The 26,125-nt window shown below is 60.9% G+C and carries 25 protein-coding genes; 5 read left to right on the plus strand and 20 right to left on the minus strand.

Translation table 11 applies throughout. From position 1 onward, the window contains the following. The first annotated feature begins 13 nt into the window (after nt 1-13). The 3 genes from LCH97_RS10335 (at nt 14) to LCH97_RS10345 (ending at nt 3,555) form a co-directional block, all read left to right on the plus strand. Nucleotides 14-472 (plus strand): DUF494 family protein, encoded by a 459-nt coding sequence (locus LCH97_RS10335; RefSeq protein WP_227301644.1) that lies wholly within the window; start codon nt 14-16, stop codon nt 470-472. Between the two features lie 134 nt (nt 473-606). Continuing rightward, the gene (gene topA, locus LCH97_RS10340) at nt 607-2,901 is read left to right on the plus strand and encodes a type I DNA topoisomerase (protein ID WP_227301645.1); all 2,295 of its coding nucleotides are present in this window, start codon (nt 607-609) and stop codon (nt 2,899-2,901) included. A 279-nt stretch (nt 2,902-3,180) separates the two neighbouring features. Beyond that, nucleotides 3,181-3,555 carry a hypothetical protein gene (locus tag LCH97_RS10345; RefSeq protein ID WP_227301646.1) on the plus strand — a complete coding sequence of 125 codons (375 nt, stop codon included), beginning with the start codon at nt 3,181-3,183 and terminating at the stop codon, nt 3,553-3,555. A gap of 71 nt (nt 3,556-3,626) precedes the next feature. Here the strand turns inward: LCH97_RS10345 and LCH97_RS10350 are convergent, their stop codons facing one another. The 5 genes from LCH97_RS10350 to LCH97_RS10370 form a co-directional block, all read right to left on the minus strand. Further along, nucleotides 3,627-4,010 (minus strand): diacylglycerol kinase, encoded by a 384-nt coding sequence (locus LCH97_RS10350; protein ID WP_227301647.1) that lies wholly within the window; start codon nt 4,008-4,010, stop codon nt 3,627-3,629. Next, entirely contained in the window at nt 4,007-5,071 is a 1,065-nt protein-coding gene (locus tag LCH97_RS10355; protein WP_227301648.1) for an FAD:protein FMN transferase, read from the minus strand. The genes LCH97_RS10350 and LCH97_RS10355 overlap by 4 nt, the downstream gene beginning before the upstream one ends. After that, on the minus strand, nt 5,071-6,024 hold the full coding sequence (gene gshB / locus LCH97_RS10360) for a glutathione synthase (RefSeq protein ID WP_227301649.1): 954 nt from the start codon (nt 6,022-6,024) through the stop codon (nt 5,071-5,073). The genes LCH97_RS10355 and gshB overlap by 1 nt, the downstream gene beginning before the upstream one ends. A 32-nt stretch (nt 6,025-6,056) precedes the next feature. Then, nucleotides 6,057-7,340, minus strand: coding sequence for a glutamate--cysteine ligase (gshA, locus tag LCH97_RS10365; protein ID WP_227301650.1), 1,284 nt, complete (start codon nt 7,338-7,340; stop codon nt 6,057-6,059). A gap of 271 nt (nt 7,341-7,611) precedes the next feature. Beyond that, complete coding sequence (locus tag LCH97_RS10370) at nt 7,612-8,556, minus strand: carbohydrate kinase family protein (RefSeq protein WP_227301651.1); 945 nt, start codon at nt 8,554-8,556, stop codon at nt 7,612-7,614. Nucleotides 8,557-8,678: 122 nt separating this feature from the next. On the opposite strand from LCH97_RS10370, the gene LCH97_RS10375 reads away from it, so the two are divergent. After that, nucleotides 8,679-9,167 (plus strand): TlpA disulfide reductase family protein, encoded by a 489-nt coding sequence (locus LCH97_RS10375; RefSeq protein WP_227301652.1) that lies wholly within the window; start codon nt 8,679-8,681, stop codon nt 9,165-9,167. Here LCH97_RS10375 and LCH97_RS10380 read toward each other — a convergent pair. From LCH97_RS10380 to LCH97_RS10390, 3 genes are all read right to left on the minus strand, one after another. Continuing rightward, nucleotides 9,162-12,293, minus strand: a complete 3,132-nt coding sequence (locus tag LCH97_RS10380) for an EAL domain-containing protein (RefSeq protein WP_227301653.1) — start codon at nt 12,291-12,293, stop codon at nt 9,162-9,164. The genes LCH97_RS10375 and LCH97_RS10380 overlap by 6 nt on opposite strands. Next, nucleotides 12,293-13,117: a phosphate/phosphite/phosphonate ABC transporter substrate-binding protein gene (locus tag LCH97_RS10385; protein WP_227301654.1), complete on the minus strand. Its 825-nt coding sequence runs from the start codon at nt 13,115-13,117 to the stop codon at nt 12,293-12,295. Before LCH97_RS10385 ends, LCH97_RS10380 begins: the two co-directional genes overlap by 1 nt. Nucleotides 13,118-13,459: 342 nt before the next feature. Next, nucleotides 13,460-15,481, minus strand: coding sequence for an NADPH-dependent 2,4-dienoyl-CoA reductase (locus tag LCH97_RS10390; protein ID WP_227301655.1), 2,022 nt, complete (start codon nt 15,479-15,481; stop codon nt 13,460-13,462). A 207-nt stretch (nt 15,482-15,688) separates the two neighbouring features. Between LCH97_RS10390 and LCH97_RS10395 the strand changes: the two genes are divergently transcribed. Then, complete coding sequence (locus LCH97_RS10395; RefSeq protein ID WP_227301656.1) at nt 15,689-16,246, plus strand: carbonic anhydrase; 558 nt, start codon at nt 15,689-15,691, stop codon at nt 16,244-16,246. 69 nt (nt 16,247-16,315) lie between these two features. Here the strand turns inward: LCH97_RS10395 and LCH97_RS10400 are convergent, their stop codons facing one another. The 12 genes from LCH97_RS10400 to LCH97_RS10460 form a co-directional block, all read right to left on the minus strand. Continuing rightward, nucleotides 16,316-17,230 (minus strand): alpha/beta hydrolase, encoded by a 915-nt coding sequence (locus LCH97_RS10400; RefSeq protein ID WP_227301657.1) that lies wholly within the window; start codon nt 17,228-17,230, stop codon nt 16,316-16,318. 29 nt (nt 17,231-17,259) lie between these two features. Next, nucleotides 17,260-17,562: a hypothetical protein gene (locus LCH97_RS10405; RefSeq protein WP_017507313.1), complete on the minus strand. Its 303-nt coding sequence runs from the start codon at nt 17,560-17,562 to the stop codon at nt 17,260-17,262. A gap of 11 nt (nt 17,563-17,573) precedes the next feature. Next, entirely contained in the window at nt 17,574-18,506 is a 933-nt protein-coding gene (locus LCH97_RS10410) for a sodium-dependent bicarbonate transport family permease (protein WP_227301658.1), read from the minus strand. Nucleotides 18,507-18,632: 126 nt separating this feature from the next. Continuing rightward, nucleotides 18,633-19,214, minus strand: a complete 582-nt coding sequence (locus LCH97_RS10415) for a GNAT family N-acetyltransferase (RefSeq protein WP_227301659.1) — start codon at nt 19,212-19,214, stop codon at nt 18,633-18,635. Nucleotides 19,215-19,330: 116 nt separating this feature from the next. Beyond that, entirely contained in the window at nt 19,331-20,197 is an 867-nt protein-coding gene (locus LCH97_RS10420) for a phosphoribosylaminoimidazolesuccinocarboxamide synthase (protein ID WP_227301660.1), read from the minus strand. A 54-nt stretch (nt 20,198-20,251) separates the two neighbouring features. Beyond that, complete coding sequence (locus LCH97_RS10425; protein WP_227301661.1) at nt 20,252-21,382, minus strand: 5-(carboxyamino)imidazole ribonucleotide synthase; 1,131 nt, start codon at nt 21,380-21,382, stop codon at nt 20,252-20,254. Then, nucleotides 21,382-21,870 (minus strand): 5-(carboxyamino)imidazole ribonucleotide mutase, encoded by a 489-nt coding sequence (purE, locus tag LCH97_RS10430; protein ID WP_147686627.1) that lies wholly within the window; start codon nt 21,868-21,870, stop codon nt 21,382-21,384. The genes LCH97_RS10425 and purE overlap by 1 nt, the downstream gene beginning before the upstream one ends. Before the next feature lie 165 nt (nt 21,871-22,035). Continuing rightward, nucleotides 22,036-22,791, minus strand: a complete 756-nt coding sequence (locus LCH97_RS10435) for a YbgF trimerization domain-containing protein (protein ID WP_227301662.1) — start codon at nt 22,789-22,791, stop codon at nt 22,036-22,038. A 93-nt stretch (nt 22,792-22,884) separates the two neighbouring features. Continuing rightward, a complete protein-coding gene (locus LCH97_RS10440) occupies nt 22,885-23,427 on the minus strand; it encodes an OmpA family protein (RefSeq protein ID WP_227301663.1) in 543 nt (180 codons plus the stop codon). 101 nt (nt 23,428-23,528) lie between these two features. Continuing rightward, nucleotides 23,529-24,818: a Tol-Pal system beta propeller repeat protein TolB gene (gene tolB / locus LCH97_RS10445; protein WP_227301664.1), complete on the minus strand. Its 1,290-nt coding sequence runs from the start codon at nt 24,816-24,818 to the stop codon at nt 23,529-23,531. 4 nt (nt 24,819-24,822) lie between these two features. After that, a complete protein-coding gene (locus LCH97_RS18790) occupies nt 24,823-25,683 on the minus strand; it encodes an energy transducer TonB (protein WP_304956709.1) in 861 nt (286 codons plus the stop codon). Then, the gene (locus LCH97_RS10460) at nt 25,683-26,090 is read right to left on the minus strand and encodes a biopolymer transporter ExbD (RefSeq protein ID WP_227301665.1); all 408 of its coding nucleotides are present in this window, start codon (nt 26,088-26,090) and stop codon (nt 25,683-25,685) included. Before LCH97_RS10460 ends, LCH97_RS18790 begins: the two co-directional genes overlap by 1 nt. Nucleotides 26,091-26,125 lie beyond the last annotated feature (35 nt).

Here is a 26,125-nt window from a genome sequence, read left to right on the forward strand (position 1 = left end):
CTGATTCCTATAGATGTTTGACGTTCTCGCCTTTTTGCTAGAAGAATTCAATGACCCCGATCATTGCCCTGCCCGTGATGATCTGGGGCGCCAGCTAGCCGCAGCCGGTTTCGAAAATGAAGAAATCAGCGATGCCCTGGACTGGCTTGACGGCCTGAACGAGCTCAATGAAGGTGCCTATCTGGGTGCCAATGACGGCAGTGGCATGCGTATTTTTCATGACTATGAAATCTCGCGCCTGCCCAGCGATGTACGCGGCCTGATTGTTTTCCTGGAACACAACGGCGCCCTGTCACCGGCCCAGCGCGAGATGCTGATCGACCGCCTGCTGGTGATGCCGGACGACGAAATTACCCTGCCAACAGCCAAGCTGGCCGCGCTGATGGTACTGTGGGCACAACGCGCAGAACTGCCGGTGCTGGTAGGCGAAGACCTGCTCAGCGCCCTGCACGGCGAACCCACCATGCAATAAGCACGCACTGCGCGCCATCAAGGTTGGCCGCAGTGTCAGGATTCGACAAGAGCGCAAAACCTTGCGCTCTTGTTTTGTTTGATGAATACACAATATGTCGCGCCCCATGGCGTGCTACTGAAAACAAAGCAGACATGCCCTCCAGTCTCCTGATCGTCGAATCGCCCTCCAAGGCGAAAACGCTGAAAAAATATCTGGGCCCGGACTTTGAAGTCCTGGCTTCCTATGGCCACGTGCGCGACCTGGTGCCGAAAAACGGTGCTGTGGACCCGGAAAAAGACTTCGCCATGAAGTACCAGCTGATTGCGCGCAACAGCAAACACGTGGACGCCATCGTCGAAGCCGTGAACAAGGTAGACCACGTCTACCTGGCAACGGATCCGGACCGCGAAGGCGAAGCCATTTCCTGGCACCTGGTGGAAATCCTCAACAAGAAAAAGCTGTTGAAGGATAAAACCGCCCAGCGCGTGGTGTTCCACGAAATCACCAAAAACGCCGTGCTGGAAGCCATCGCCAATCCGCGCGCGATTGCGCAGGATCTGGTAGACGCCCAGCAGGCCCGCCGCGCGCTGGACTACCTCGTAGGCTTCAACCTGTCGCCGCTGCTGTGGAAGAAAATCCGCCGCGGCCTGTCGGCTGGCCGCGTACAAAGCCCGGCGCTGCGCCTGATCTGCGAACGCGAAAACGAGATCAAGGCCTTTGTGGAGCAGGAGTACTGGACAGTCCACCTGGACAGCCACAAGAGCCGTACCAAATTCAGCGCCAAACTCACGCAGTTTGCCGGCAAAAAGCTGGAACAGTTCGACGTACCCAACGAAGCGGAACAAAGCCGCATCCTGGGCCTGCTGGCCGGCCATGCGGCCAACGTCACCAGCATCGAAAAGAAAAAGAAATCGCGCAGCCCCGCCGCGCCGTTTACCACGTCTACCCTGCAGCAGGAGGCCGTGCGCAAGCTGGGCATGACCACCGACCGCACCATGCGTACCGCGCAACAGCTGTACGAAGGTATCGATATCGGCCAGGGTACCGTGGGCCTGATTACCTACATGCGTACCGACTCGGTGGCGCTGGCCAATGAAGCTGTAGAAGAAATCCGTGGCTATATTGCCGAGCGTTTTGACGCGGAGCACCTGCCCAAAAACGCCGTCAGCTACAAGAACAAGTCCAAGAATGCCCAGGAAGCGCACGAGGCCATCCGCCCGACGTCCATCCTGCGCACGCCGGAATCGGTGAAGCCGTTCCTGACTACCGACCAGTTCAAGCTGTACGACATGGTATGGAAGCGCACACTGGCCTGCCAGATGGCCCCGGCACGCTTTGACACCACCAGTATCGATATTGCCGTAGGCGACGGCATCTTCCGCGCCAGCGGCCAGGTGCAGGTGTTTGCCGGCTTCCTGTCCGTGTACGAAGAAGACGTAGACGACGCCGAAGACGAAGAAAACGCCAAGCTGCCGCTGCTGACCGAGGGCGAAACCCTGCCGGTAGACAAGCTGTATGGCGACCAGCACTTTACCCAGCCACCGCCACGCTTCTCGGAAGCCAGCTTGGTAAAAGCGCTGGAAGAGTTCGGCATCGGCCGCCCGTCTACCTACGCCAGCATCATCTCCACGCTGAAAGACCGCGAATACGTCATTATCGACAAAAAGCGCTTCTTCCCTACCGATACCGGCGACATCGTCAACAAGTTCCTGACCGAGCACTTTGCCCAGTACGTGGACTATAACTTCACCGCCAAGCTGGAAAACCAGCTGGATGAAATTGCCAGCGGCAGCCGCCAGTGGGTACCGGTGATGGACAGCTTCTGGAAAGGCTTTTCCAAGCAGATCACCGAAAAAGAAGGCATTTCGCGCGCAGAAGTCACCACCGAAAGCCTGGACGAAGCCTGCCCGAAATGCAGCAAGCCGCTGTCGATCAAGTTCGGCAAACGCGGCCGCTTCATTGCCTGCACCGGCTACCCCGACTGCGACTACACCCGCAACGTAGGTGAAACTGCCGAGCAAGCCGCGGCCGAAGCAGAAGCACCCACCGTCATTGAAGACCGCACCTGCCCGGAATGCGGTGGCGAGCTGCATATCAAAAAAGGGCGCTTCGGCAAATTCATCGGCTGCGCCAACTACCCGAAGTGCAAGCACATCGAGCCGCTGGAAAAACCGCGCGACACCGGCGTGCAGTGCCCGGAATGCAAAGCCGGCAGCCTGATCGAACGCAAGAGCCGCTACGGCAAGCTGTTCTACAGCTGCAACACCTACCCCAAGTGCAAGTACGCCACCTGGAACCCGCCGATTGCCGAGCCCTGCCCGAAATGCAACTGGCCTATCCTGACGCTGAAAACCACCAAGCGTCGTGGCACCGAGAAAGTGTGCCCGCAGAAAGAATGCGGCCACGCCGAGCAGATCGCCCCGCCGGAAGGTAAGGCCGAAGCCTGATACTTTGCCATGCGAAAGCCAGCCAAAAGGCTGGCTTTTTTCATGCGCACGCAAACCACAATTCACGCCAAACACATGGCCTGGCAAACGATTTCACGCAGAAATCATGTCAGAAAGCCACTAAGCTTCTAACGCAGCCGCCCGCCTATGGCCAGCATGGCCACGCAAGCCGCCTCGTGTTTGCCAGACGGACAGCCCCACCGGGCCATGCAGCGTGCCCCTGCGCTGCATGACATGGCAAACCGGCACCTCTGGCGAGGTGCGCCGCGGACTCTCGACATGAACAGCCAATTCTTCCTGAGCGGCAGCAGTGTGCTGACCGTGGTATTTGCCATGGGCGGCGCCTGGCCACTGCTGGCGCTGTCTTTTCTGGTGATGATGGTAGGCATCTGGCTGGCCGACCGCGAGCAGATCGCCGCGCAGGCACCCGAGACCCTTGCCATGTTTGTACAAGACGAGCGCCCGCTGCTACCGCTGGATTACTTTCAGGGTGAGCAACTGCTGTGGTACCAGGCCGGCACCCCGGTCTACCGCATCCTGCAAGCACAGGACACCACCTGGGAGCTGGTCGGCAATGAAGGAGAAGTGCCATTCGAAAACGGCATGATCAGGGTTGTACCGGGGCTACTATACCGGCAACGCCCCGACAGCTGACCCGGATGGCAAGCCGCCACCAGCTGGCAACCGCCCCATGCTGGCTGCGCTGCCACTGATCGGGCTGCCAATCAGCCAAACAACACCAGCCCCCACACCAGGCCCAGATTGATCAGGCCCAGCAACTGGGCCGCGCTGCCCATATCCTTGGCCCGCTTGGCCAGCGGGTGTCGTTCCAGCGAGGTGTGATCCACCGCCGCCTCAATAGCCGAATTGAACAGCTCGATGATGAGCGTAGCCAGCGAGCTGGCGACCAGCAGCGCCCGCGCCAAGGGCGTGGCAGGCACCACAAACAGCGCCAGTGGCACCAGTACGATGGCCAGCAGGGTTAGCTGCCGGAAGGCATCTTCGTGACGGTAGGCCGCACGCAAGCCGTCCAGCGAGTAGCCAAAGGCATTGATCAGGCGTTTTACGCCGGTTTTACCCTTGAACGGGCTTTCCTGATGCGAACTCATGGTGTTCCTGTGAGGTGAAGTCGGGTTGGCCGCAGCGGCCACTGCAGCCGTTTATCCAGCGCTGGCGGCAGCCAGGCCTCGCCGCGTGAATCGATCAACAGCCAGCCTGCCAGGCCAAAACGGCGGGCGTAGCCAGCTGCCGCTTGTGCCCCGGCAAAGTACAGCGGCTTGGACGCCACGTCGGATAGCAAGCCGGCGTGCGGCCCAGGGCGGCTGAACACGGACACGGATTGTACGTGACAGCGGCTTTGTGCGTCGCGCGGGTCGATCAGGTGGCAATAACGCCGGCCGTTCAGCGCAAAAAAACGCTGATAGTCACCCGAGGTACCGACAGCCTCGCCATCGGCCAGCGCCAGCGTCGCCATGGCGTCGGCCTGGCGCGGGTGACGCACGCCTACCTGCCACGGCTCGCCACCGGGTTTGCTACCCAGCGCGATAATATTGCCACCGATATTTAACAACGCCGAGCTGATGCCTGCCTTAAGCAAGCGCGCCCGGCTGCGGTCTAGCGCCCAGCCTTTTGCCATACCGCCAAAATCCAGCTGCACGGCCGGATTACGGCTAAGCCAGCGGCCGTCCGGCTGGCGCAGCAAGTCGGCCATGCGTGGCTGCGCGGCGGCCAGATCGGACAACACCTGCGCAGCAGGCAAACGCGCGGCGTACTGCTCGGCATGAAAGCCCCAGGCCGCCACCATGGCGCCAATTGCCGGCGAGAACAAACCATCGCTTTGTTGTTCCAGCTGCTGGCCTAGCGTAATGAGCTCGGCCAGCTCGGCCGACGCGCGAAAGGGTTCGCCGGCAGCGATGGCCTGGTTAGCCGCATAAACCTCCCCTGCCGGCTGCCAGGCGTGCAGCCGCTGGTGCAGCTGGTCCAGATCCCCCAACACCTGCGCTATGGCTGCCTGCGCCTTGCCACGATCGGCATCGTAGACGGTCAGCGCGACACGGGTGCCAAACACGAAGCTTTCTTGCTGCAGCGGCTCCGGCTGTACGCTGCAGGCGGCCAGCGCAGAAACGACAAAGGCGGCCGAAGCCGCCCGTAGCCAGTTACGTAGACGCATCAGGCTGTGTGGCCGGAGGCACGCTCCAGCGCATCGATGAACAATGCCGCCACGTTAATGCCCGCCTGATCCATGATCTCGCGGAAACATGTCGGGCTGGTGACATTGACCTCGGTCAGGTAGTTGCCAATCACGTCCAGGCCCGCCAGCAGGATACCGCGGCGTTTGAGCTCGGGGGCCAGCGCAGCCGCAATCTCGCGGTCGCGTTCGGTCAGCGGGCGGGCTTCGCCACGGCCACCGGCTGCCAGGTTGCCGCGTGTCTCGCCGCCCTGCGGGATACGCGCCAGGCAGTAGTCCACCGGCACGCCGTCAATCACCAACACGCGCTTGTCGCCCTCGCGGATCTCGGGGATATAGCGCTGCGCCATCACGGTTTGCGTGCCTTGGCAGCTGACGGTCTCAATAATCACGTTCAGGTTAGGGTCGTCCGGCGTCACGCGAAAAATACCGCTACCGCCCATGCCGTCCAGCGGCTTGAGAATGGCGTCCTGGTGCTGGCGCACAAAGCGCTTGAGCCGGTCCGGGCGCGAGGTCACCATGGTCGGCGCTGTCTGCTCGGGGAAATTCAGGATCGCCAGCTTCTCGTTAAAGTCGCGTAGCGCCTGGCCTTTGTTGAAGACGCGCGCGCCTTCTGCCTCGGCCAGGGTCAGCAGCTGCGTGGCGTACAGATACTCCAGGTCAAACGGCGGGTCTTTACGCATTACCACCGCGCTGAAACCTTGTAGCGGCAGGCGCTGGCTATTGCCCTTCTTGAACCATTCTTTGCCCCCCTGGCCGGTAAACGTTACCGGGCGGGCTTCGGTCAGGATACGGCCACCCTCGACATACAGCTCACCCGCCTCGCAAAACCAGATGGCGTGGTTGCGCGCATGCGCTTCTTCCATCATGGCGTAGGTAGTGTCCTTGTGGATCTTGAAGCTTTCCAGCGGGTCGGCAATAAACAGTATTTGCATGTATTGGCTTCCAGGTTGGCCGCAGCGGGTGCTTACTCGGCGTCGGGGTCGGTGGCTTCCAGTTCGCGCGAGGCCGCCAGCAGCGCCAGGCGGGCTACCACGCCGTAAGCGTAGAAGCGGTTTGGCGGGGCATCGGGGCCGACTTTATGGTCTGGCAGGCAGGCCGTTTCAAACGACAGCGGCACAAAGTGCATGCCGGGGGCGTTCAGGTTTTCATCCACACCACGCCCGGTGTGCACGCGGTAGAAGCCGCCCACCACGTAGCGATCCATCATGTACACCACCGGCTCGGCCACGGCATCGTTGATGGATTCGAAGGTGTGCACGCCTTCCTGCACGATCACCTCGCTCACTTCCAGGCCTTCTTTTACCACCGACATCTTGTTGCGTGCCTTGCGGTTCAGGCCCACCACCTCTTCCGGTGATTTCACGCTCATCACGCCCATGCCGTAGGTACCGGCGTCGGCTTTTACGATGACATAAGGGTCGTGGGTAATGCCGTATTCGCGGTATTTGATGCGGATCTTGTCCAGCATCTGCGCCACGTGCTCGGCCAGCGCATCCTCACCCTGACGAGTGTGGAAATCCAGCCCGCCTGCCGCGCTGAAGTACGGGTTGATCAGCCAGGGGTCGATGGAGATCAGCTGGGCAAAATCATTGGCGACCTGGTCGTAAGCGGCAAAGTGGTTGGTTTTGCGACGTACAGCCCAGCCAGCGTGCAAAGGCGGCATCAGGTTCTGTTCGATGCCTGCCAGTACGTCGGGCAGGCCGGCAGACAAATCGTTATTCAGCAGCACGATACACGGGCTGAAACCGTCGGCCAGCACCACGCGGTTACCACGGCGTTGCAGCGGCTCGACCGTCACCACGGCACCGTTGGCCGCAGTCAGCGCGGTAGGCTCGGTGATTTCCGGGTTCAGCGTACCCAGGCGCACCTTCAGGCCGGCTTGCTCGAAAATATGCACCAGCGCGGCCACGTTCTGCAGATAGAAGGTATTGCGGGTGTGGTTTTCCGGAATCAGCAAAATGCTCTTGGCTTTGGGGCACACGCGGTCTACCGCGCTTTGTGCCGCCTGCACAGCCAAGGGCAGAAAATCGGGGTTCAGGTTGTTATGGCCACCCGGGTACAGGTTCATGTCGACCGGTGCCAGTTTGAAACCGCTATTGCGCAGGTCTACCGAGCCATAGAACGGCGCAGCGTGGTTGTGCCACTGGCTGCGGAACCAGTGCTCGATATGCGGCTGGGCCGTCAGGATGCGGCTTTCCAGCTCCAACAAAGGGCCGGTCAGAGCGGTGGTCAAATGCGGTACGGTCATGGTGCCCTTTCTGCGGGGAAAGCGGTAATGGGTGCATGGTGGGGCCGCTGCGCTGCTTATTCAACCCCGTTATCACTTTGTGACGCTTTGCTACAAAATGAAATCTTGCCGTGCTGAGCCGCACGCGCAGGCCAGGCATCGCCGACTTACGCACAAGCCTTTGATTTTAAAGCAGACTATCGTACATGGCGCGAGCAGACTACAGCATGAAAGCATAAAGCACGCCGTAGCGTGCCTTATTGAACAGTGTGTAAAACACCCGGTTTTCTGCTTACAGCGGCCACGGGTCGCCGTAAGCCTGCATATACAGTGACTTGAGTTTGTCCCAGTCAAAGAAATGGTTCTGCGGGCCGTGGCTCGTCACCTTGATGGCACCCAGCACATTGGCCAGCCGGCCGGTAATTTTCCAGTCGTAGCCGTGCTTGATGCCGTACAGCAGGCCGGCGCGGAAGGCGTCGCCACAGCCCATCGGGTCTACCGGCTTGATCGGCATCTGCACGCGCGGAATCAGGTGGATGGTGTCATCCACATAAATCTCGGCACCTTTGGAGCCGCGGGTGACGATCAGCGCTTTCACCTTGTCTTTCAGCACTTCTACCGGCAAGCCGGCGCGCTCGCGCATCAGCTCGCTTTCGTAGTCGTTGATGGCAACGTAGGTCGCCAGCTCCACAATTTCGTTCAGCTCGTCGCGCGACAGCAGCGGCAGCTCCTGGCCCGGGTCGAAAATGAACGGGATACCGGCCGCATGCAGCTCGCGCGTATGCTGCAGAAAGGCTGCGTGGCCACCAGGCGACACAATAGCCACCTTCACCGGGTCTTTCACGTCGGCAATATGGTTTACCGTAGCGTGGTCCATGGAGCCGGGGTGGAAGGCCATCAGCTGGTTGCCGTCCTTGTCGGCAATGCCGAAGCATTGCGACGTATACTGCCCGCGAATGGTACGGATAAAGCGGTCATCGACCCCCGCGCGTTTCAGGTGCTGGCGGTAAGGCTCGAAGTCCTCGCCTACTGCCCCCATGACCAGCGGCTTCTCACCCAGCAGGCACAGGCTGTAGGCAATATTGCCAGCCGGGCCGCCAAACTCGCGGCGCATGGTGGGCACCTTGAAGGTGGTGGAGATCTTGTGCAGCTGATCGGGCAGGATATGGTTATCGAAGCGATCTTCGAAATTGAACAGGGTGTCGTAGGCCAGCGCCCCGCAAACGAGAATAGACATGACTCGCGCGCAAACAAAAAAGTAATCGGCGAGTTTATCATGAACGTTTGTTTAAAGGCAGCGGCGAACTGCGGCCAACTTGCAGATATCTAACAACTTTTTACTATCAAAATGGAATAAAAATGCTCAAATTCACCACGCTGTTACGCCACGGCTTGCTGTTGCTTGCACTGGGCGCCAGCTTGCCCGTACTGGCTGCCGGGCCACTGGATAAAGCCAGGCTGACACTGGTGAGCGGCCAGGCCGCCGCCTTTGCTCCGTTTCAGGGGCGGCTGACCGTAGTGAATTTCTGGGCGACCTGGTGCGCGCCCTGCCGCCAGGAAATGCCCATGCTATCGACGCTATCGGTAAAGCTGGCGGCCAAAGGCATCAAGACTGTCGGTATTGCACTGGATCAGCCCGATCAGGTTCAGGCGTTCCTGAAACAGACGGCGGTAACGTACCCCATCCTGATGAGTGATGGCGACGGCATTGCTGTCATGCGCGAACTGGGCAACAAGAGTGGCGGCCTGCCCTATACCGTGGTACTGAATGCGCAGGGCAAACCGGTTAAACAGCTGCTGGGCATTCTGGATGAAAAAACACTCGTGAAAGCGCTGGCCGGGCTATAGCGACAGGCTCAGGCTGCTTTCGTGCAGCTGCGGCATACCGGATAACAAGCTGTGCACTGCCTGCTCGTGCTGCTGCCGCAGGGTAAGAATAAGCGGAATGTGCTGCTGGATAGCTTCGTCATCGCCCAGCTGGTGCGCCTGCCACAGCTGCTGGCAATGCAGGGCCAGCGACGACTGCAGCTGGCCTAGCTGGGCAAAGCTGGCATGGCCACCGTAACGCATCAGGCCGTCGGTACCATACCAGCGCAGGAATCGTTCGCTGACCGCATCGTCCCACTCCCCCTGCGTCTCCTCATCTTGCGCCAGCGCCAGCAGGCGCGACAGCGAGCTGCGCAAGTTCAGTTCGAGGCCGAACAGGAAGATGTCTTCCTGCGACCAGCGCTTGCGCGCGCCCTGCCACTGCGGCGGGCTGTGCCAGTGGCGGCACCAGGCCACCACATCTGCCGCCGGCATCGGCTTGGCTACGCCATACCCCTGCGCAATATCGCACCCCAGGTGCAACAGCAAGCTGCCGTGCTCCACGGTTTCCACCCCCTCGGCTACCAGCTCGCGGCTGAAGGCTTCGGACAGGCCGATAATACCCTGCACAATAGCCAGATCGTCGCTGCTTTCGTGCATGCCACGGATGAAGGACTGGTCAATTTTCAGCTTGTCCGCTGGCAGGCGCTTCAGGTACAGCAAGGATGAGTAGCCAGTACCGAAATCATCCAGAGAGAAGCGCACCCCCAGTGCCTGGCAGGTTTGCATCAAGCGGCCAACGTGTTCCACATCCGATAGCGCCGTGCTTTCCAGCACCTCGATTTCCAGCATGCCGCGCGGGACATCCGGGTGGGCATCCAGCAGGCTGGCAAGCCGGGCGGCAAAGTCCGACTGCTGCAGGTGGTGGGCAGAAATATTCACGCTGACAGACAGAACACGCCCTTCACCCCGCCACTGTGCCATCTGCTGCAGCGCCGTATCAATCACCCACTCGCCAAGGCGGATATCCAGGTGGCTGTCTTCCACCTCGGGCAAAAAGGCCCCCGGCGGCAAAACGCCACGCTGCGGATGGTGCCAGCGCATCAAGGCTTCCATGCCCACAATCTGGCCATCACGCATATTGACCTTGGGCTGGTAGTACAGCTGCAGCTCGCCCTGCACCAGCGCCTGCTCCAGCCTTTGCAGGCTTTGCAAGCGGCTACGGCTCTGGCGGTCGTGCTCGGCGTCAAAAATCTGGTAGCCATTGCGCCCCAGGTCTTTGGCCTTGTACATAGCCTGGTCGGCGTGGCGCAGCAGGGTATCGGCATCCTGCTCGTCCTGCGGGTACAGCGTGACACCGATGCTGGCGGATACTTGCACCTGTATGTCACCGATATCGCACGGTGCAGCCACGGTTTCCAGAATATGGTGCAGGCTCTGGTGGCACGCTTCGATATCGGGCAGCCCCGACAGCAACAGCGCGAACTCGTCGCCACCCAAGCGCGCCACGGTATCGCCACCGTGCATGGCAAGCTGCAAGCGGTCGGCAATCTGGATCAGCAGCTGGTCGCCCACGTCGTGGCCATAGCGGTCGTTCACGCGTTTGAAGCCATCCAGATCCATAAAGCAGATCGCCAGCCACTGGCCACTGCGGCTAGCCTGGGCAATGGCTACCCGCATGCGGTCGCCCAGCAAGACACGGTTGGGTAGCTGGGTGAGCGGGTCGTGGTGTGCCATACGGTCCAGCCGGGCTTCCTGCTCTTTCATCACCGTGATATCGGCAAACACCGCGATATAGTGGCGTACCTGGCCTTGCTGGTCGTAAATCACGGATATCGAAAGCAGTACCGGGTAGAGGCTGCCATCCTTGCGGCGGTTCCAGACTTCACCCTGCCAGTGGCCTTTCTGGCTCAGCGTCAGGCGGATGGCTTGGTAAAAGTCTTCATCATGACGGCCGGAGTAGAAATGGCTGGGCATCTGACCTACCACTTCATCGCGCTCGAAACCGCTGATTTCGCACAGGGCGCGGTTGACATCGACGACTCGGCCACTGGCGTCGGCAATGACAATACCTTCGCGTGAATGCTTGAACACGCCGGCGAGCAGCTGCAAGCGGCCTTCGGCGCGCCGCAGGTCCGAAATATCGTTCCAGGCACCGATAATGCCGGCAATCTCGCCCTGCTCGTCGTAGAACACATCTTTGGAAAAAATCACATGGCGCTGCTGGCCATGCTGGTCGGTCAGCAAGCCTGCATACTCTTGATGGCCCAGGCCGGCATTCAGCGCCTCATCGTGGCGCATATGCAATGCGGCCAGCTCGGCCGGCCACAGCTCGGCAGCGACCTTGCCACGAATATCGCGGCGGCTCAGGCCGGTCACGCGGGCAAACGCATCATTACAGCCCATATAGCGGCCGTGGGCATCCTTGTAAAATACCGGCATGGGCATGGCCAATAGCAGCATATCGGTGAAGCGCTGGCTTTTGGCCCACTTTTCATCTGCCGACTGTACTGCCGCCGCCATGCGGTTAAACGCCAAACCCAGGCGACCAACTTCGTCCACACCATCTTCCGGTGCACGCACCGACAGGGTGCCATGGCCCAAGGCTTCCGCAGCCTGGGTCAAACGCTTCAGCCGCCGCACAATCCATACGGTAACCAGCACCATCCAGATCGTTGCCAACAGGCCCGCCACCACGACCATCGGCGCAGTGCGCTGGATAAAACTCAGAAAAATCTGCCGCGCCTCGGCAACGCGTAGGCCTAGCTGCACATCACCCTGGGTCAGGGAGAAACGGGTATCAAACAGTGGGTCACCATTGCCGGCAATATCGCTATCCTGCGCAAACTGCTGTGTCTGGATACCACTGCGCGCCATGATCTTGCCTGCACTGTCGCGTACCACCAGATAGGCCAGATCGCCGGAGCGGGTCAGCTCGTCGGTAATTTCCTGCAGCGTGCTGTAATCGCGTTCCAGCATGGGGGCAACCAGCGCGGCGCGCAGCTCGACCTGCAGGCTACCCAGCCGCACACGCGTCTGCTCTACCGCCATCTCGCGCATCATGTGTACGCTTTGCCAGGCAATAATGCCGAACAACAGCAGCTGTACCACGAACAAGGCTGGAATGATGATCCAGGTCAACGAACGCGGACGCAGGTCGATGGCCATTATTTCAGCATCACCTTCAAGTCCTGCACATATGGGTCCAGCGCCTTCATGTCGGCGGCGGAAATGTCTTTCAGGCCACCATGCCCCAGCTCTTTACTGAACGCCTTTCCTTCATCCGTATTGTTGGCGAACTGGAACAACTGGCTGCGCAGGCTATCTATGCGGCTAGTACCCAGCCGTTTGTGCGCCAGATACAGCAAAGGGATGGTCTGCGGCAGGCGCTTCATCACGCGCACCCGCACCGTGGTGCCGGGGTGCAGCTGACGTAAAGCGGTAACGGAAATGATCGCGGCGGCGGATTCGCCGTTCAGCAGGGCTTGTACCGAGTTGGCATGGCTGCCTGCTGGGCGGATAGTGACGTCTTTGCCTGGCGTCAGGCCATTCTGGATAAGGTAACGCTGTGCGGCCAAGGTGAGATTGGCCAGTTTGTCACTGGTAGACACCACCTTGCCCCGCAATGCCTCTAGCGTATTGACCCCGTCTTTACGGGTCACCAGCAAGGGCTCCAGATTGGTTTGCGGGCGGGCTAGTGGCTCGTAGCCCTGCTCCAGCTGGGCCAGGCGGCCAAAGTACGGCGACGTGGCAATCACGTCGTAACGGCCTTGCCCGGTACGCTCCAGGTAGCTTTGATAATCCGGGGCAGACTCGATAACCACCGGTACGCCCGTGGCAGTTTGCAATTGGGCGCGCATGGGTTCGTACAGCTCGGCCAGCTTGCGTGCCGACAAGTACGGCACCACCCCCAGCACCAGCATATCAGCGGCCTGTGCCAGCGGAGTCAGGCAGCAGGCAGTCAGGCAAAACAGCAGGAATTTTCTGGCCATCCCGGCATTCCTTTATCGTTATTGTGGCGATTCACTCGTCGCGCAGACAGCAAACACCTCAGGCCTGACTTTAAAGTCAAGCGGCTGATGCTTAACAATGTACCGTCAACACACCCACGCAATCTAGCATTTCAATAAATATGAATTTTTGATTTGGCTAAATTCTATCGGTAATTGCTTCTTTTATGGCAAAAATGCCGCAATCAAATATTTTTAAATGCCAAAAGAATATAACAGGCAAATAAAAAAAGACTGCCAGGCACACTGGCAGTCTTTAGCACTTCATAGAATGAAGTTCATCAGACAATGACGCGGCGCCTTGCCGCGCGATTGTTCAGTAAATCAGATGCATGCGGCCAACCTGGCGCCCTGATCGATTGCGCGCTTGGCATCCAGCTCGGCGGCCACATCGGCGCCACCAATCAAGTGGACTGGCTTGCCGGCATCCAGCAAAGGCTGCTGCAGTTCACGCAGCGGGTCTTGCCCGGCACAAATCACCACATTGTCCACCGCCAATACCTGCGGCTCGCCCTTGATGGTCACGTGCAGGCCGGCATCGTCGATCTTGTCGTAGGTCACCCCGGGGATCATGGTGACGTTTTTCATCTGCAGGCTGGCGCGGTGGATCCAGCCGGTGGTCTTGCCCAGGCCCTCGCCCACCTTGCTGCTCTTGCGCTGCAGCAGGTAAACCTGGCGCGGGCTGGGGTGTGGCTGCGGGCCGCTAGCCGCCAGGCCGCCTGCGGTGGCAACGGCCATGTCTACCCCCCATTCTTTCATGAAGGCTGCCGTATCCAGCGATGGCGATTTGCCTTCGTGCGTCAGGTACTCGGACACGTCAAAACCGATGCCGCCGGCGCCAATCACTGCAACACTGCGGCCAACCGGCTTGCCGTATTTGAGCACGTCCAGGTAGCTAAGTACTTTCGGGTGGTCGATCCCCTCGATAGGCGGCTTGCGCGGGGCGATACCGGTGGCCAGTACCACCTCGTCAAACCCGGCCAGGTCGGCTGCCGCTACGCGGGTATCCAGTTGCAGCGTGACACCGGTAATCTCGATGCGACGGGCAAAGTAGCGCAGCGTTTCGTAGAACTCTTCTTTGCCAGGTACTTTTTTCGCTACGTTGAACTGGCCGCCAATCTCGCTACCGGCATCGAACAAAGTCACCTGATGGCCGCGCTCGGCGGCGATGGTGGCAAACGCCAGGCCTGCCGGGCCGGCACCCACTACGGCCAGCTTCTTAGGCGTGTCGGTTTTCACGTAATTCAGTTCGGTTTCGCGGCAGGCACGCGGGTTCACCAGGCAGCTGGTGAGCTTGCCCTGGAAGATGTGGTCCAGGCAGGCCTGGTTGCAGCCGATACAGGTATTGATCTCGTCGGCACGGCCTTGTTCGGCCTTGATCACGAACTCCGGGTCAGCCAGGAACGGGCGCGCCATCGACACCATGTCGGCACAGCCGCTGGACAAAATGTCTTCGGCGACATCCGGGGTATTGATGCGGTTGGTGGTAATCAGCGGGATGCCCACTTTGCCCATCAGGCGCTTGGTCACCCAGGCAAAACCACCGCGCGGTACGCTGGTGGCAATGGTCGGCACGCGCGCTTCGTGCCAGCCGATACCGGTATTGATAATGTTGGCGCCGGCTTTTTCCACCTCTGCGGCCAACTGTTCCACTTCTTCCCAGGTGCTGCCGTTATTGACCAGGTCCAGCATGGACAAGCGGTAGATGATGATGAATTCGCGGCCCACCGCTTCGCGCACCGCGCGCAGTACCGCCAGCGGGAAGCGGATGCGGTTTTCGAAGCTGCCACCCCAACCATCGGTTCGCTTGTTGGTATGCTGGGCAATAAACTGGTTCAGCAGATAGCCTTCCGAACCCATCACCTCGACCCCATCGTAGCCCGCGTCCTGCGCCAGCTTGGCGCAGCGGGCAAAGTCGGCAATGGTGCGCTGGATGTCGTCTTCGGACATTTCACGCGGGCGGTAAAAGTTGATCGGCGCACAAATGGGCGACGCCGATACCAGGTTCTCCTGGAAGCTGTAACGGCCGGTGTGCAGGATCTGCATCGCGATCTTGCCGCCGGCAGCGTGTACGGCGTCGGTGACGATACGGTGGTGCGGTACTTCGGCAGCATCTGCCAGCATGGAGGCGCCTTCAGCCACGCGGCCTTCCTCATTGGGGCCCACCCCACCGGTAACAATCAGGCCAACCCCGCCGCGCGCGCGCTCGGCATAAAAGGCCGCCATTTTCTCAAAGCCTTGCGGCGCTTCTTCCAGACCGGTATGCATGGAACCCATCAGCACGCGGTTTTTCAGCGTGGTAAAGCCCAGGTCCAGCGGTGCCAGCAGGTGCGGGTAAGCCGTCATGATGTTCATCCTCGTGTTGGTTGGTCCGGCGGCAAGGTTGGCCGCCGCGGTGCTGTCTTCGTTATAGGGCTTGCAGCATGCAAGCGAAGATACTTACTAGTTAGTAAGCTGTCAATTCTGCCCGCCACCTACCCGCTAGACATACAACATTGCTTATGAAATGACCTAGAATGCACCAAGGTTATCTATCAATTCAGGGAGAAAATGATGTGCCAGTGTTCTACTCACGCGCAGCACGATGCTGCGGCCAACCCTGGCCGGCGCCAGTTTGTACAACTTGCCGCACTGGGTGGTGGTGCAGCCCTGCTAGGCAGCTTTCTGCCCCAAACCGCTTACGCTGCCGGTGGCACCGATGCCCTGCTGCTATCGTGCATGGACTACCGCCTGGTAGATGAGACCGAAGCCTTCATGGCGGGGCTCGGCATGAAAAACAAGTACGACCATATCGTGCTGGCCGGCGCGGCGCTGGGGGCGGTCACCAGTAAATTCCCGGCCTGGAACCAGGCGTTCTGGGAGCATCTGGACGTGGCGATCAGCCTGCACCATATCCATAAGGTGATGGTGCTGGACCACCGCGACTGTGGTGCTTACAAAGTGGTATTGGGCGAAGATTTTGGCAAGATTCCCGACAAAGAAACCCAGACCCACGCCGAAACCCTGATGACGCTGCGTAAACAGATTCTGGCCAAATATCCGCAGTTGGCCGTAGAAACCTACTTGATGGCGCTGGATGGCAGCGTGCAGCAAATCGTGCCGAAAGGCTGAATAAACCGCGTATCCCATAGAAAAAAGCACCGCCGGGTATGGCGGTGCTTTTTTCATTGGCACAACGGCTCAGGCCGTAATACGGTTCAGCCAGGCCAGCAAATCAGCTTCCAGCTGAGCGCGATTGGTTTCGTTATGCATCTCGTGCCGGCCACCCGGGTAGACAGTCACGCTCACGTCCTGCATGCCGGCAGCGCGGTAGCGGCTGGCCAGCTGGCCCAGGCCAAACTTGCCCAGGCTCACCGGGTCACGGCTCCCCGCCTGTAGCCACACCGGGCAGGTTCTGGGCAGAGCGCGGCCGTCCGCCTCACCCAGTTCCAGCTCGATAATGCCGCCAAACAGGTCTATCCAAAGCTGTGGGGTGGGATGTTGGCCGCATAGCGGGTCGGCAATATAGGCGTCTACCTGAGCCGCATCGCGGCTTAGCCAGTCCAGCCGGGTGCGAGCGGGTAAAAAACCCAGGTTGAAGCTGCCAAACACCAGCGACGTCATGAATGTACTGGGCTTGCTGGCGCCCCCCAGCCTGGCGACCAGCCGCGCGACACCGCGCATCACACGCGACAGATACCGCTGACGGTAGCCGGTAGCAGACAGCACCATGCCGGCCAGACGCTGGCCGTAGCGCAGGATAAAGGCACGTGCAACAAAGCTACCCATGCTGTGCCCGTACAACACCACCGGCCGCTCGTGCTGCTGGCGTGCGTAATCCACTACCTCGCGCAGGTCGTCCACCACACGCTGCCAGCCCCCCTGCGCGGCAAACCAGCCCGGCAACGGCGCATGGCGGCCGTGGCCGCGGTGATCGTGCGCATAAACAGCGTACCCCGCCAGTACCAGCTTCTGCGCCAGCGCCTGATAGCGACCACCGTACTCGCTCATGCCATGGCTGATCACCACCACGGCGCGCGGTTCGCCGACAGGTAGCCAGCGGCAGCCGTAGATATCGGCCTCGTCACTGGCGGTTATACGAAAGGCTTGCGTCATGTTTCCCCCTGATTGCTGGCAGGCACGCGCTAGAATTTGTCTGCGCGTAGCACCCCTACATCCGAAACATACAGGATCAAGCCGTAATCAGGCAGATAGGCTTGCTCGCAACGCAAAGCAATCGCCTTGGCTACCTCGGTATCACATACCACATCAATCCGGATATTGCGGTCGAAACTCCACGCCCCGCCCTGCACCCCGTGCGCGCCACCGCCACGGGCATCCACCACGGTATAGCCGTGTGCACCCAGGCGCTGGATATCTTTGACCAGCCGCGCCTCCAGCACGGACTCGGTCACAATCGTCAGCAGCTTCTTGGTATGAAATGGCATCGAGCTTCCTTTCAGGCGTAAACCTGCTGCGCCAGCCACAGGTACAGTGGAATACCCAGCAACAGATTGAACGGGAACGTTACCCCCAGGCTGGCAGCCAGGGAAATAGCCGGGTTAGCCTCCGGCACGGCAATACGCATGGCGGCGGGGGCCGCAATGTAGGACGACGAGGCACACAGGGTAGCCAGCAGCATGGCGCCGCCTACCGACAAGCCCATGGCTAGCGCGGTGGCCAGCCCCAGGGCGGCAAACACGAGCGGCATCAGTATGGCCACGGCCACCACAAACAGCCCCTGGGCACGTAGGCCCGCCAGTTTGCCTGCGGTGAGCAAACCCATCTCCAGCAAAAACAGCGACAACACCGGCTTGAACAGATCGATATAGAGCGGCGACAGGCTCTTGATACCGTCGGCACCGGCCAGCCAGCCGATCAGCAGGCCGCCCATCAGCAGTACCATACTCTTGCCCAGAAACACCTCGTGCGCCAGGCGGCCCCAGTTCACCCGCTTGTCGCCACCCATGCGGGCCAGCAACACCCCCACCACCAGGGCAGGCATTTCCATCACCGCCAGAAACACCGTCAGTTGCGGCTCGGCCTCTACCCCCTGGCGCGCCAGATACGCACTGGCGACGGCAAACGTCACCACACTGACCGAGCCATAATGCGCTGCCGTAGCCGCCGCATCCGCCCGCCCCAGGCGCCAGCGCAATACGGCAAAAGCGACCAAGGTCAAACCGGCGCCCAGCAAGATCACGGCCACCACTTGCCACAGCACTGCGCTGCCAGTGAGCTTGGATAAAGCCACCCCGCCCTTCAGGCCGATGGCGATCAGCAAGAACACCGACAAGGTCTCGTATAGTGCAGGGGGGAGTTTGAGATCAGACTTGGCCAGCGCCGCCAGCAAGCCCAACACAAAAAACAGCACAACAGGATCTAGCGTCATCTGAACACCTTGCTTGATGAAGAGGCCACATCATAGCGTATGTAAAAATTCCGCCAACCCTATGAGGAATAGGCCTTTTCTGTCATGCGGCCAACCCTGCGGCCCGACGCATTGCACCCTCGGGACTTAAGCGCGCAATGGCGTGGCATCAAAATCCGGGTTGCGGCGCGAAGTCAGTACATGGTCGCGCCAGGCACCGTTCAGAAACAGATAATCCTTGGCCTCGCCTTCAATCGTAAAACCCAGCTTGGCCAGCAAGCGTGCACTACGCTGGTTTTCCGGCTGATAGTTGGCCTGTACACGGTGCAGGCCCAGGTCGCGGAAGGCAAACTGCACCACAGCCTCGACTGCCTCGCTCATCATGCCCTGGCCCTGGTAAGCTTGGTCGATGTTGTAGCCCAGGTGGCAAGCCTGGAACACGCCGCGCACGATATTGCTCAGGCTCACCGTGCCAATCACCTGCCCGGGCTGCTTGTCGTGCATCACCAGAAACATGGCGCCACGGCCCAGCTTGAAATCCTCGATGCGCTCGCGCAGGCGCATGCCCCAGAACAGCTCGGTAAAGTACATATCGCCGTGGGTGGGGTCCCACGGGGCCAGGTGCTCGCGGTTGCGCAGCTGGTAGTCGCGGACGGCGCGGGCCCAGGCCGCTTCCGGCGGCAAAAGCTGTAAACGGGCGGTGCTGAGCGCGGGCTGGCTACGGGCCATATGAGCTACTCCCTTGGCAGATTCGATAAAAGCGCAAGTATGCCACCAGTGCGGCGGGCGGGGATGAAAAAGCCCGCACAAGGCGGGCCGGGCAAGCGTCTGGCTGGTGCCAGGGCTTACTGTGCGGTCAGGCGCTCCAGCGCCTCGCGGTATTTGGCCGCGGTTTTCTCGCGTACGTCCAGCGGTACCGCCGGGGCTGGCGGTGCCTTGTTCCAGCCGGAAGCTTCCAGCCAGTCGCGCACGAACTGCTTGTCGAACGACGGTGGCGTGGTGCCTTCGGCGTAGCTGTCGGCTGGCCAGAAACGGCTGGAGTCCGGCGTCAGCGCCTCGTCCATCAGCACCAGGGTGCCGTCGGCGTCCAGGCCGAACTCGAACTTGGTATCGCAGATAATGATGCCACGCTTGGCTGCGAAGGCCGCAGCGGTCTGGTACAGCATGATGGCGGTGTCACGCACCTTGGCCGCCAGCTCGGCACCCACGATGGCTTCGCACTGGGCAAAGGTAATGTTTTCGTCGTGGTCGCCTACCGCCGCCTTGGTGGACGGGGTAAAGATAGGCTCGGGCAGCTTGCTGGATTCCTGCAGGCCGGCCGGCAGCGCAATGCCGCACACGGTGCCGGACTTCTGGTATTCCTTCCAGCCGGAGCCGGCCAGATAGCCGCGTACGACGGCTTCGATCATCACCGGCTTCAGGCGCTTGGCCACCACGGCACGGCCAGCCACCAGCGGCAGCTCGGCAGCGGCGACGACGTCTTCTACCTGGTCACCGGTCAGGTGGTTGGGCACCACGTCTTTCAGGGTGTCGAACCAGAAATTGGAAATGGCAGTGAGGATCTGGCCCTTGCCCGGAATCGGGTCGTCCAGGATCACGTCGAATGCGGACAGGCGGTCGCTGGCCACCATCAGCATGCGCTGATCGTCGATCTCGTACAGGTCGCGTACTTTACCCGAGTAGATTTTTTTCAGGCTGGTCAGTTGGGTCATGAAACTTCCTTCACAAAGCAAAAAGCGACGCCTTGTGGGCGTCGCCTGTTTTCATTACAAGGTGTCTTTCAGCGCGCGCGCCTGTTCCAGCGCGTCGTCTACGTTGGCCGCCAGCACACAGTAGTGCGCCATCTTGCGGCCTGGCCGGGCTTGTTTCTTGCCGTAGCTGTGCAGATGGGCGTTGGGCGCTTCCATCAGCACGGCCCAGTTCGGCTCGCTGCCGTCCTCGCCCCACACATCGCCCAGCAGGTTCACCATCACCACCGGCGATAGCAGGTCGGTCTTGCCGGGTAGCAGGCCGCACATGGCACGCACTTGCTGCTGGTATTGGTCGGTGACACAGGCATCAATGGTGTAGTGGCCGGAGTTGTGCGGGCGCGGTGCCATTTCGTTGACCACCAGGCTATCGTCGCCCAGTACGAAAAACTCTACCGCCAGCACGCCTACATAGCCCAGCGCCTCGGCTAGCTGCACCGCGTACTGCTGCGCGCGTGCGGCCAACTCGGGGGCAATGCGCGCCGGTACGATGGATTCGTCCAGAATGCCGTTCTTGTGGATGTTTTCCGATACCGGAAACACGGACACTTGCGCCGCACTGGTACGGGTAACAATGGCCGACACTTCCAGCTTCAGGTCCAACATTTTTTCCAGCACACAGGCCTGGCCACCCAGGTTGGCGTAGGCGGCGCGGGCTTCGTCGGCGGTTTTCACGCGCACCTGGCCTTTGCCGTCGTAGCCCAGGCGGGCGGTCTTGAGAATGCCCGGCAGGTAGGGCGACAGCTCGACCTGGATGTCTTCTACACTCTCGATCGCCAGATAGGGCGCGGTCGGCAGGCCGGCTTTGCCTACCCAGCTCTTTTCGGCAATACGGTCCTGGGCAATGGCCACGCAATCGCCGGATGGCGATACGCGTGTGGTTTTGGCCAACAGGCGCATGGCATCGGCGTTGACGTTCTCGAACTCGGTGGTAACCGCAGCGCAGCTGCGCGCCAGGGTGGCCAGCGCGTCAGCGTCGTCAAACGCGGCGCACAGGTGCACGTCGGCAAACTCGGCTGCCGGAGCGTTGGCATCCGGGTCCAGCACGGTTACACGGTAGCCCATACGTTTGGCGGCGGTAACAAACATGCGGCCCAGCTGGCCACCGCCGAGAATGCCCAGCATGGCTGGCGGCAAAATGGCGGCCATTACTGCACCTCCGGCAGGCTCATGGCCAGCACGGTGTCTTCTTGTTGCTTGCGGAAGGCCTTCAGTTTGGCCGCCAGCTCGGGGTTACCATTGGCCAGCATGGCGATGGCAAACAGGCCAGCGTTGGCCGCACCGGCTTCGCCAATGGCAAAGGTAGCCACGGGAATGCCTTTGGGCATTTGCACGATGGACAGCAGCGAGTCTTCACCACGCAGGTACTTGGACGGCACAGGCACGCCCAGCACCGGGATATGGGTCTTGGCGGCCAGCATGCCCGGCAAGTGGGCGGCGCCACCGGCACCGGCGATGATGGCTTTCAGGCCACGCGCTTCGGCGGTTTCGGCGTACTGGAACAGAAGGTCGGGGGTACGGTGGGCGGAGACGACGCGGGTTTCGAAAGCGATGCCGAAGTCTTTCAGAACGCGCGCGGCGTTTTGCATGACTTCCCAGTCGCTATTACTACCCATCACGATGCCAACTTCGATCATGGAGGCTGATTCCGTCAAGAAGGGGAAAAAACGGAATTTTACCTGATTTGGCAAGGGCTTGCCGCCGGGATTTACCTTCCACGGAAGCATCTTCCCGGCAAGACAAAGCCGGCATCCCTGTGGGAAATGCCGGCTTTCGATAACCGAGTCTACGCGTTGGCCAGGCTATAGCGTAGCCAACTGTTGCTGGGCACGCTGCGCAGCCGGGGTGCCCGGGTATTGCTTGATGAGCTTGCGCAGTGTCAGGCGGGCCTGGTCTTTCTGCTCCAGCTGCAGCTGGTTACCCGCCATCAGGCGCAGGGTTTCGGCGGCTTTGGGGTGCTTGGGGTATTGCTCGGCAAAGCGGCGCTGGATATCGATGGCGGCGCTGTATTGCTTCAGCGCAGTGTGCGCCACACCCATCCAGTAAGTCGCCTCCAGGCCCTGTTCGCTACCCGGATAAGCATCGGCCACGGCTTTCAGCAAAGGCAGCGATTTGGCAAAGTCGCGGGCACGCAGCACTTCCAGCGCCCGCGCCAGTGCGGCATCGGCGGGGTTGGCCGCAGCCGGCTCGGTGGCCGGCGCCTCGGCTTGCGGCTGGCTGGCATCGCGCAGCTGCTTCTCCAGCTTACCCAGACGCAGGTCGATGTCGTTATACAGGTCGTTCTGGCGCTTTTGCGTTTCGGCTACCTGGTGCTGCAATACCTCGTTCTGCCCGCGCAGCGTAGACATTTCGCCTTTCAGCAGGGTGACCTGGTTCACCAGGTCCAGCAGGCGCTGGTTGGCCAGCTTGGCCTCGACATCCGACAAGCGGGCACTGGCCTGCTGGCTGGAGCTGGCCAGCTTGCTTTCCAGGTCCAGACGCGCCTGCTCCAGGTCGGTGGTGGTGGCGCATGCACCCAGTACGATGGGCAACAACAGGGGGAACAGTCGGTTACGCATGGCAGTTCGGGCTTTGCTAAATGGATAACCCGGAAAGGTTGACGCCTTCCCGGGTGCAGGTCAAGCCAGCCGGCCTAGACAGTGGCCGCTTGCTTACTGGTAAACGAAGTCTGCGCGGCGGTTCTGCGCATGATCGCCGTCGGTGTTACCGGTCGCACGGGGTTTTTCCATGCCGAAGCTCACGGCTTCTACCTGCTCCGGCTTCACGCCCAGCACTTCCAGCGACTGTTTCACGCTTTCGGCACGGCGCTGGCCTAGCGCCAGGTTGTACTCGCGGCTACCGCGTACGTCGGTATTACCCTGTACCAGTACGTGCCCTTTGTACTTGCCCAGATAGGCGGCATGCGCTTCGACTACGCCCTTGTATTCGTCCTTGATGGCGGACTGGTCGAAATCAAAGAACACGCTCTTGCCATTCACCCCCGCATACGCAGCGGCCTCGGCACCCACCGCGTCTACCTGCGGCAGCGTCTGGGCCGGGTTCAGGCTGCTGCCCGCGCTACCGGCGGTGCTGGCGCCGTTACCGGATACAACGGTGGCACCGGCCGTTTTGGCACCATCAGCCGGGTTGCTGGTACTGGCGCAGGCACTGAGCAAAACCGCAGCTGCGGCTACGACGAAGGGTAAGACTTTCATGCGACGCTCCTTGTTCTGGCTGGCCGGGTATAGCCAGTGAAATTAATGCGGGTAAATCCTAAAGACTTTTGAACAAAACCAAAGTTCCGGTGTAGCACGCATCAAGGGTTGAATGGCCCCCAGGCAGCGTCCTGCACCTGGCCCTCCAGCACCCCTAGCTTGACGCGTCCCGGGTGCTGGATAGAGGCGGCGTACAGCACGCTACGGCCGCCTTCGTCGCTGGCGTACAGCACCATTTTGCCGTTGGGGGCAAAGCTGGGCGACTCGTCAAAAGCACTATTGCTGATCATGCGTGCATCGCCGGTGGCGAGGTCTTGCAGCATCACCTTGAAGCGCCCGGCTTCGCGGCGCACGTAAGCCAGCTGGCGGCCATCCGGCGAGAAAGCCGGCGACACATTATAGCTACCCTGGTAAGTCACCCGACGGACGGTCTTGCTGCCATCCAGCGGCTGGATATAAATCTGCGGGCCGCCGCTGCGGTCGGATACAAACGCAATCTGGCGGCCATCCGGGCTGAACACCGGCTCGGTATCGATAGCGTCGCTGTAAGAAAAGCGGCTCAGCCCGGTGCCGTCGGCATTGATGATGTACACCTGCGAGTTACCACTTAGTGTCAGTACGATCGCCAGCTTGCGGCCGTCCGGGCTCCAGGTCGGTGCCGAGTTGCTGCCCTTGAAGTTGGCCAGCAGGCGGCGCTGGCCGGTGGCCAGGTCTTGCACGTAAATGACGGGTTTCTTGTTTTCGAACGAGACATAAGCCAGGCGGCTGCCATCCGGGCTCCAGGCCGGTGAGATGATGGGCTCGGCCGAGCGCAGCACGGTCTGGGCGCGGCGGCCATCCACGTCGGCCACTTGCAGGCGCGACTCTTTGCCCTTCTGCACCACAAAAGCAATGCGGCTGGCAAACAGGCTTTTGCTGCCCAGCAGCGCCTCGTAAACCATGTCGGCGATACGGTGCGCGACATCGCGCAGCTGCGAGCTGTGAACATCAAACTCGGCGGCCAGCTTCTGCTCGCGCGGGTTGACGGTTTCGGCCCAGAAAGTCAGGCGCAGCAGGCCACCATCGAGCTTGCTGACTTTACCGTACAACACGGCACGGCTGCCGTTCTGCTGCCATGGCGCAGGGTCGAAAGCCTGTGGCGAGGCCGGCAGCACGGTGCCACCAGGCGGCTCCAGCAAGCCGAACAAGCCGGTCATGGCCAGATCGCTTTTGACGGTTTGTGTTACCGCCTCGGGCAGCCATTCTTCATTTTGCATGGGCAGAATGGTAAGCGGGTAACGGCTGCTGCCGCCGCCCACGATATCCACGGTCAGGTCGGCACGCGCCAGCGGTGCGGCCAACATCATGGCCAGCAGCAATACGCGCCAGCAGTAAGCAATGAGTCGGTGCAAGGCATTACTCCTTGGGGCGGAAATTAAGGGTGATACGGCGATAGTCGGCAAAGTCGGCACCTTTGGGTAACGGCGGGAAGCGCCGCACTTCGGCCAGTGCCGCCAATACCGCCTGGTCCCACGCCGCCGAGCCGCTACTGCGCAGGATACGCGTGCTGCGAATTTCCAGTGTCGGCAAGATGATGACCTCCACCGATGCCTCCGGGTTACCCTTGATACCGTCGGGTATCACGATATATGGGCGCACACGGTTCTTGATCGCCTCGCCGTACTGCTGTTTCTGGTCTGGCTGGCCGTTGGCCGCACCGGTTTTGGCGCCGGTTTTGGCCCCAGCCTGGTTTACCTTGCCCTGCCCGGGGCCGGGTGGCAAGGCATCCAGCTCGGCCAGCAGGTCGTCTGTTTTCACCGCCGCCGGTTTGGGGTTGGCCGCAGGTTTGGCTGCCGCTTTGGCAGCCACCGTGGTAACGGGTTTCACTGGCGGTGTGGGTTCCGGTTTGATCAGCTCCGGCTTGGTCTTAGCGACCGGCGGTGCTTTCTCGGCCGGTTTGCTTTCCGGCTGCGGCAGTTTCCTGGCGGGTTTGCCAGCCAGGACTTTGACATCGGCAGCCGGGTTCTCCTGCACCGGGGCAGGTGGCGGAGGCGGTGCCTTCGCGGCCACTGTCGGTGCCGGGGTTGGTGAGGGGGCTGGCGTAGCTACCGGTGCCGCTACCTGGCCGGCATTACCGGCCCATAGCTCTAGCGCCAGCGGTGGCGGCGTCTTGATCTGCTCTGGCGCGGCAGATAGCCACAGGCATAGCAGGACAGCCACGTGCAAGAGGGCGGACAGCAACCATGAAGCCGCACCAGGTTGGCGGGAGGCAATCATCAGCTACCCTGCTGGCGTACCGTGAGCGCGACACGCTGGATACCGGCAGCGTGCAGCTTGTCGGCCACCTTGACCACTTCGCTGTACTTCAGGTCCTGGTGCGCAGTCACCACCACCGGGCGGCCATCCTTCAGGCGCGCCTGCACCATGGCGATGAGCTCGTCCAGGTTGGCCGCAGGGTCACGCTTGCCGCCTTCACCGACAAAATAGGCGCCGCTGGCTTCAATGCTGATTTCCAGTGGCGTGGTCTCTACCTGGGCGGCACGGCTAACGCTGGGGACATCGATCACACCCGGGGTGAACATGGGGGCGGTCACCATAAAGATCACCAGCAGTACCAGCATCACGTCGATGTAGGGCACCACATTCATCTGGTTCATCATGCGGCGCGGGCGGCGTTGCAACATGGGCTTATCCTGTTTCAATAACATGCCGATGTTAA

The organism is Vogesella sp. XCS3, from assembly GCF_020616155.1.
Taxonomy (GTDB): Bacteria; Pseudomonadota; Gammaproteobacteria; order Burkholderiales; family Chromobacteriaceae; genus Vogesella.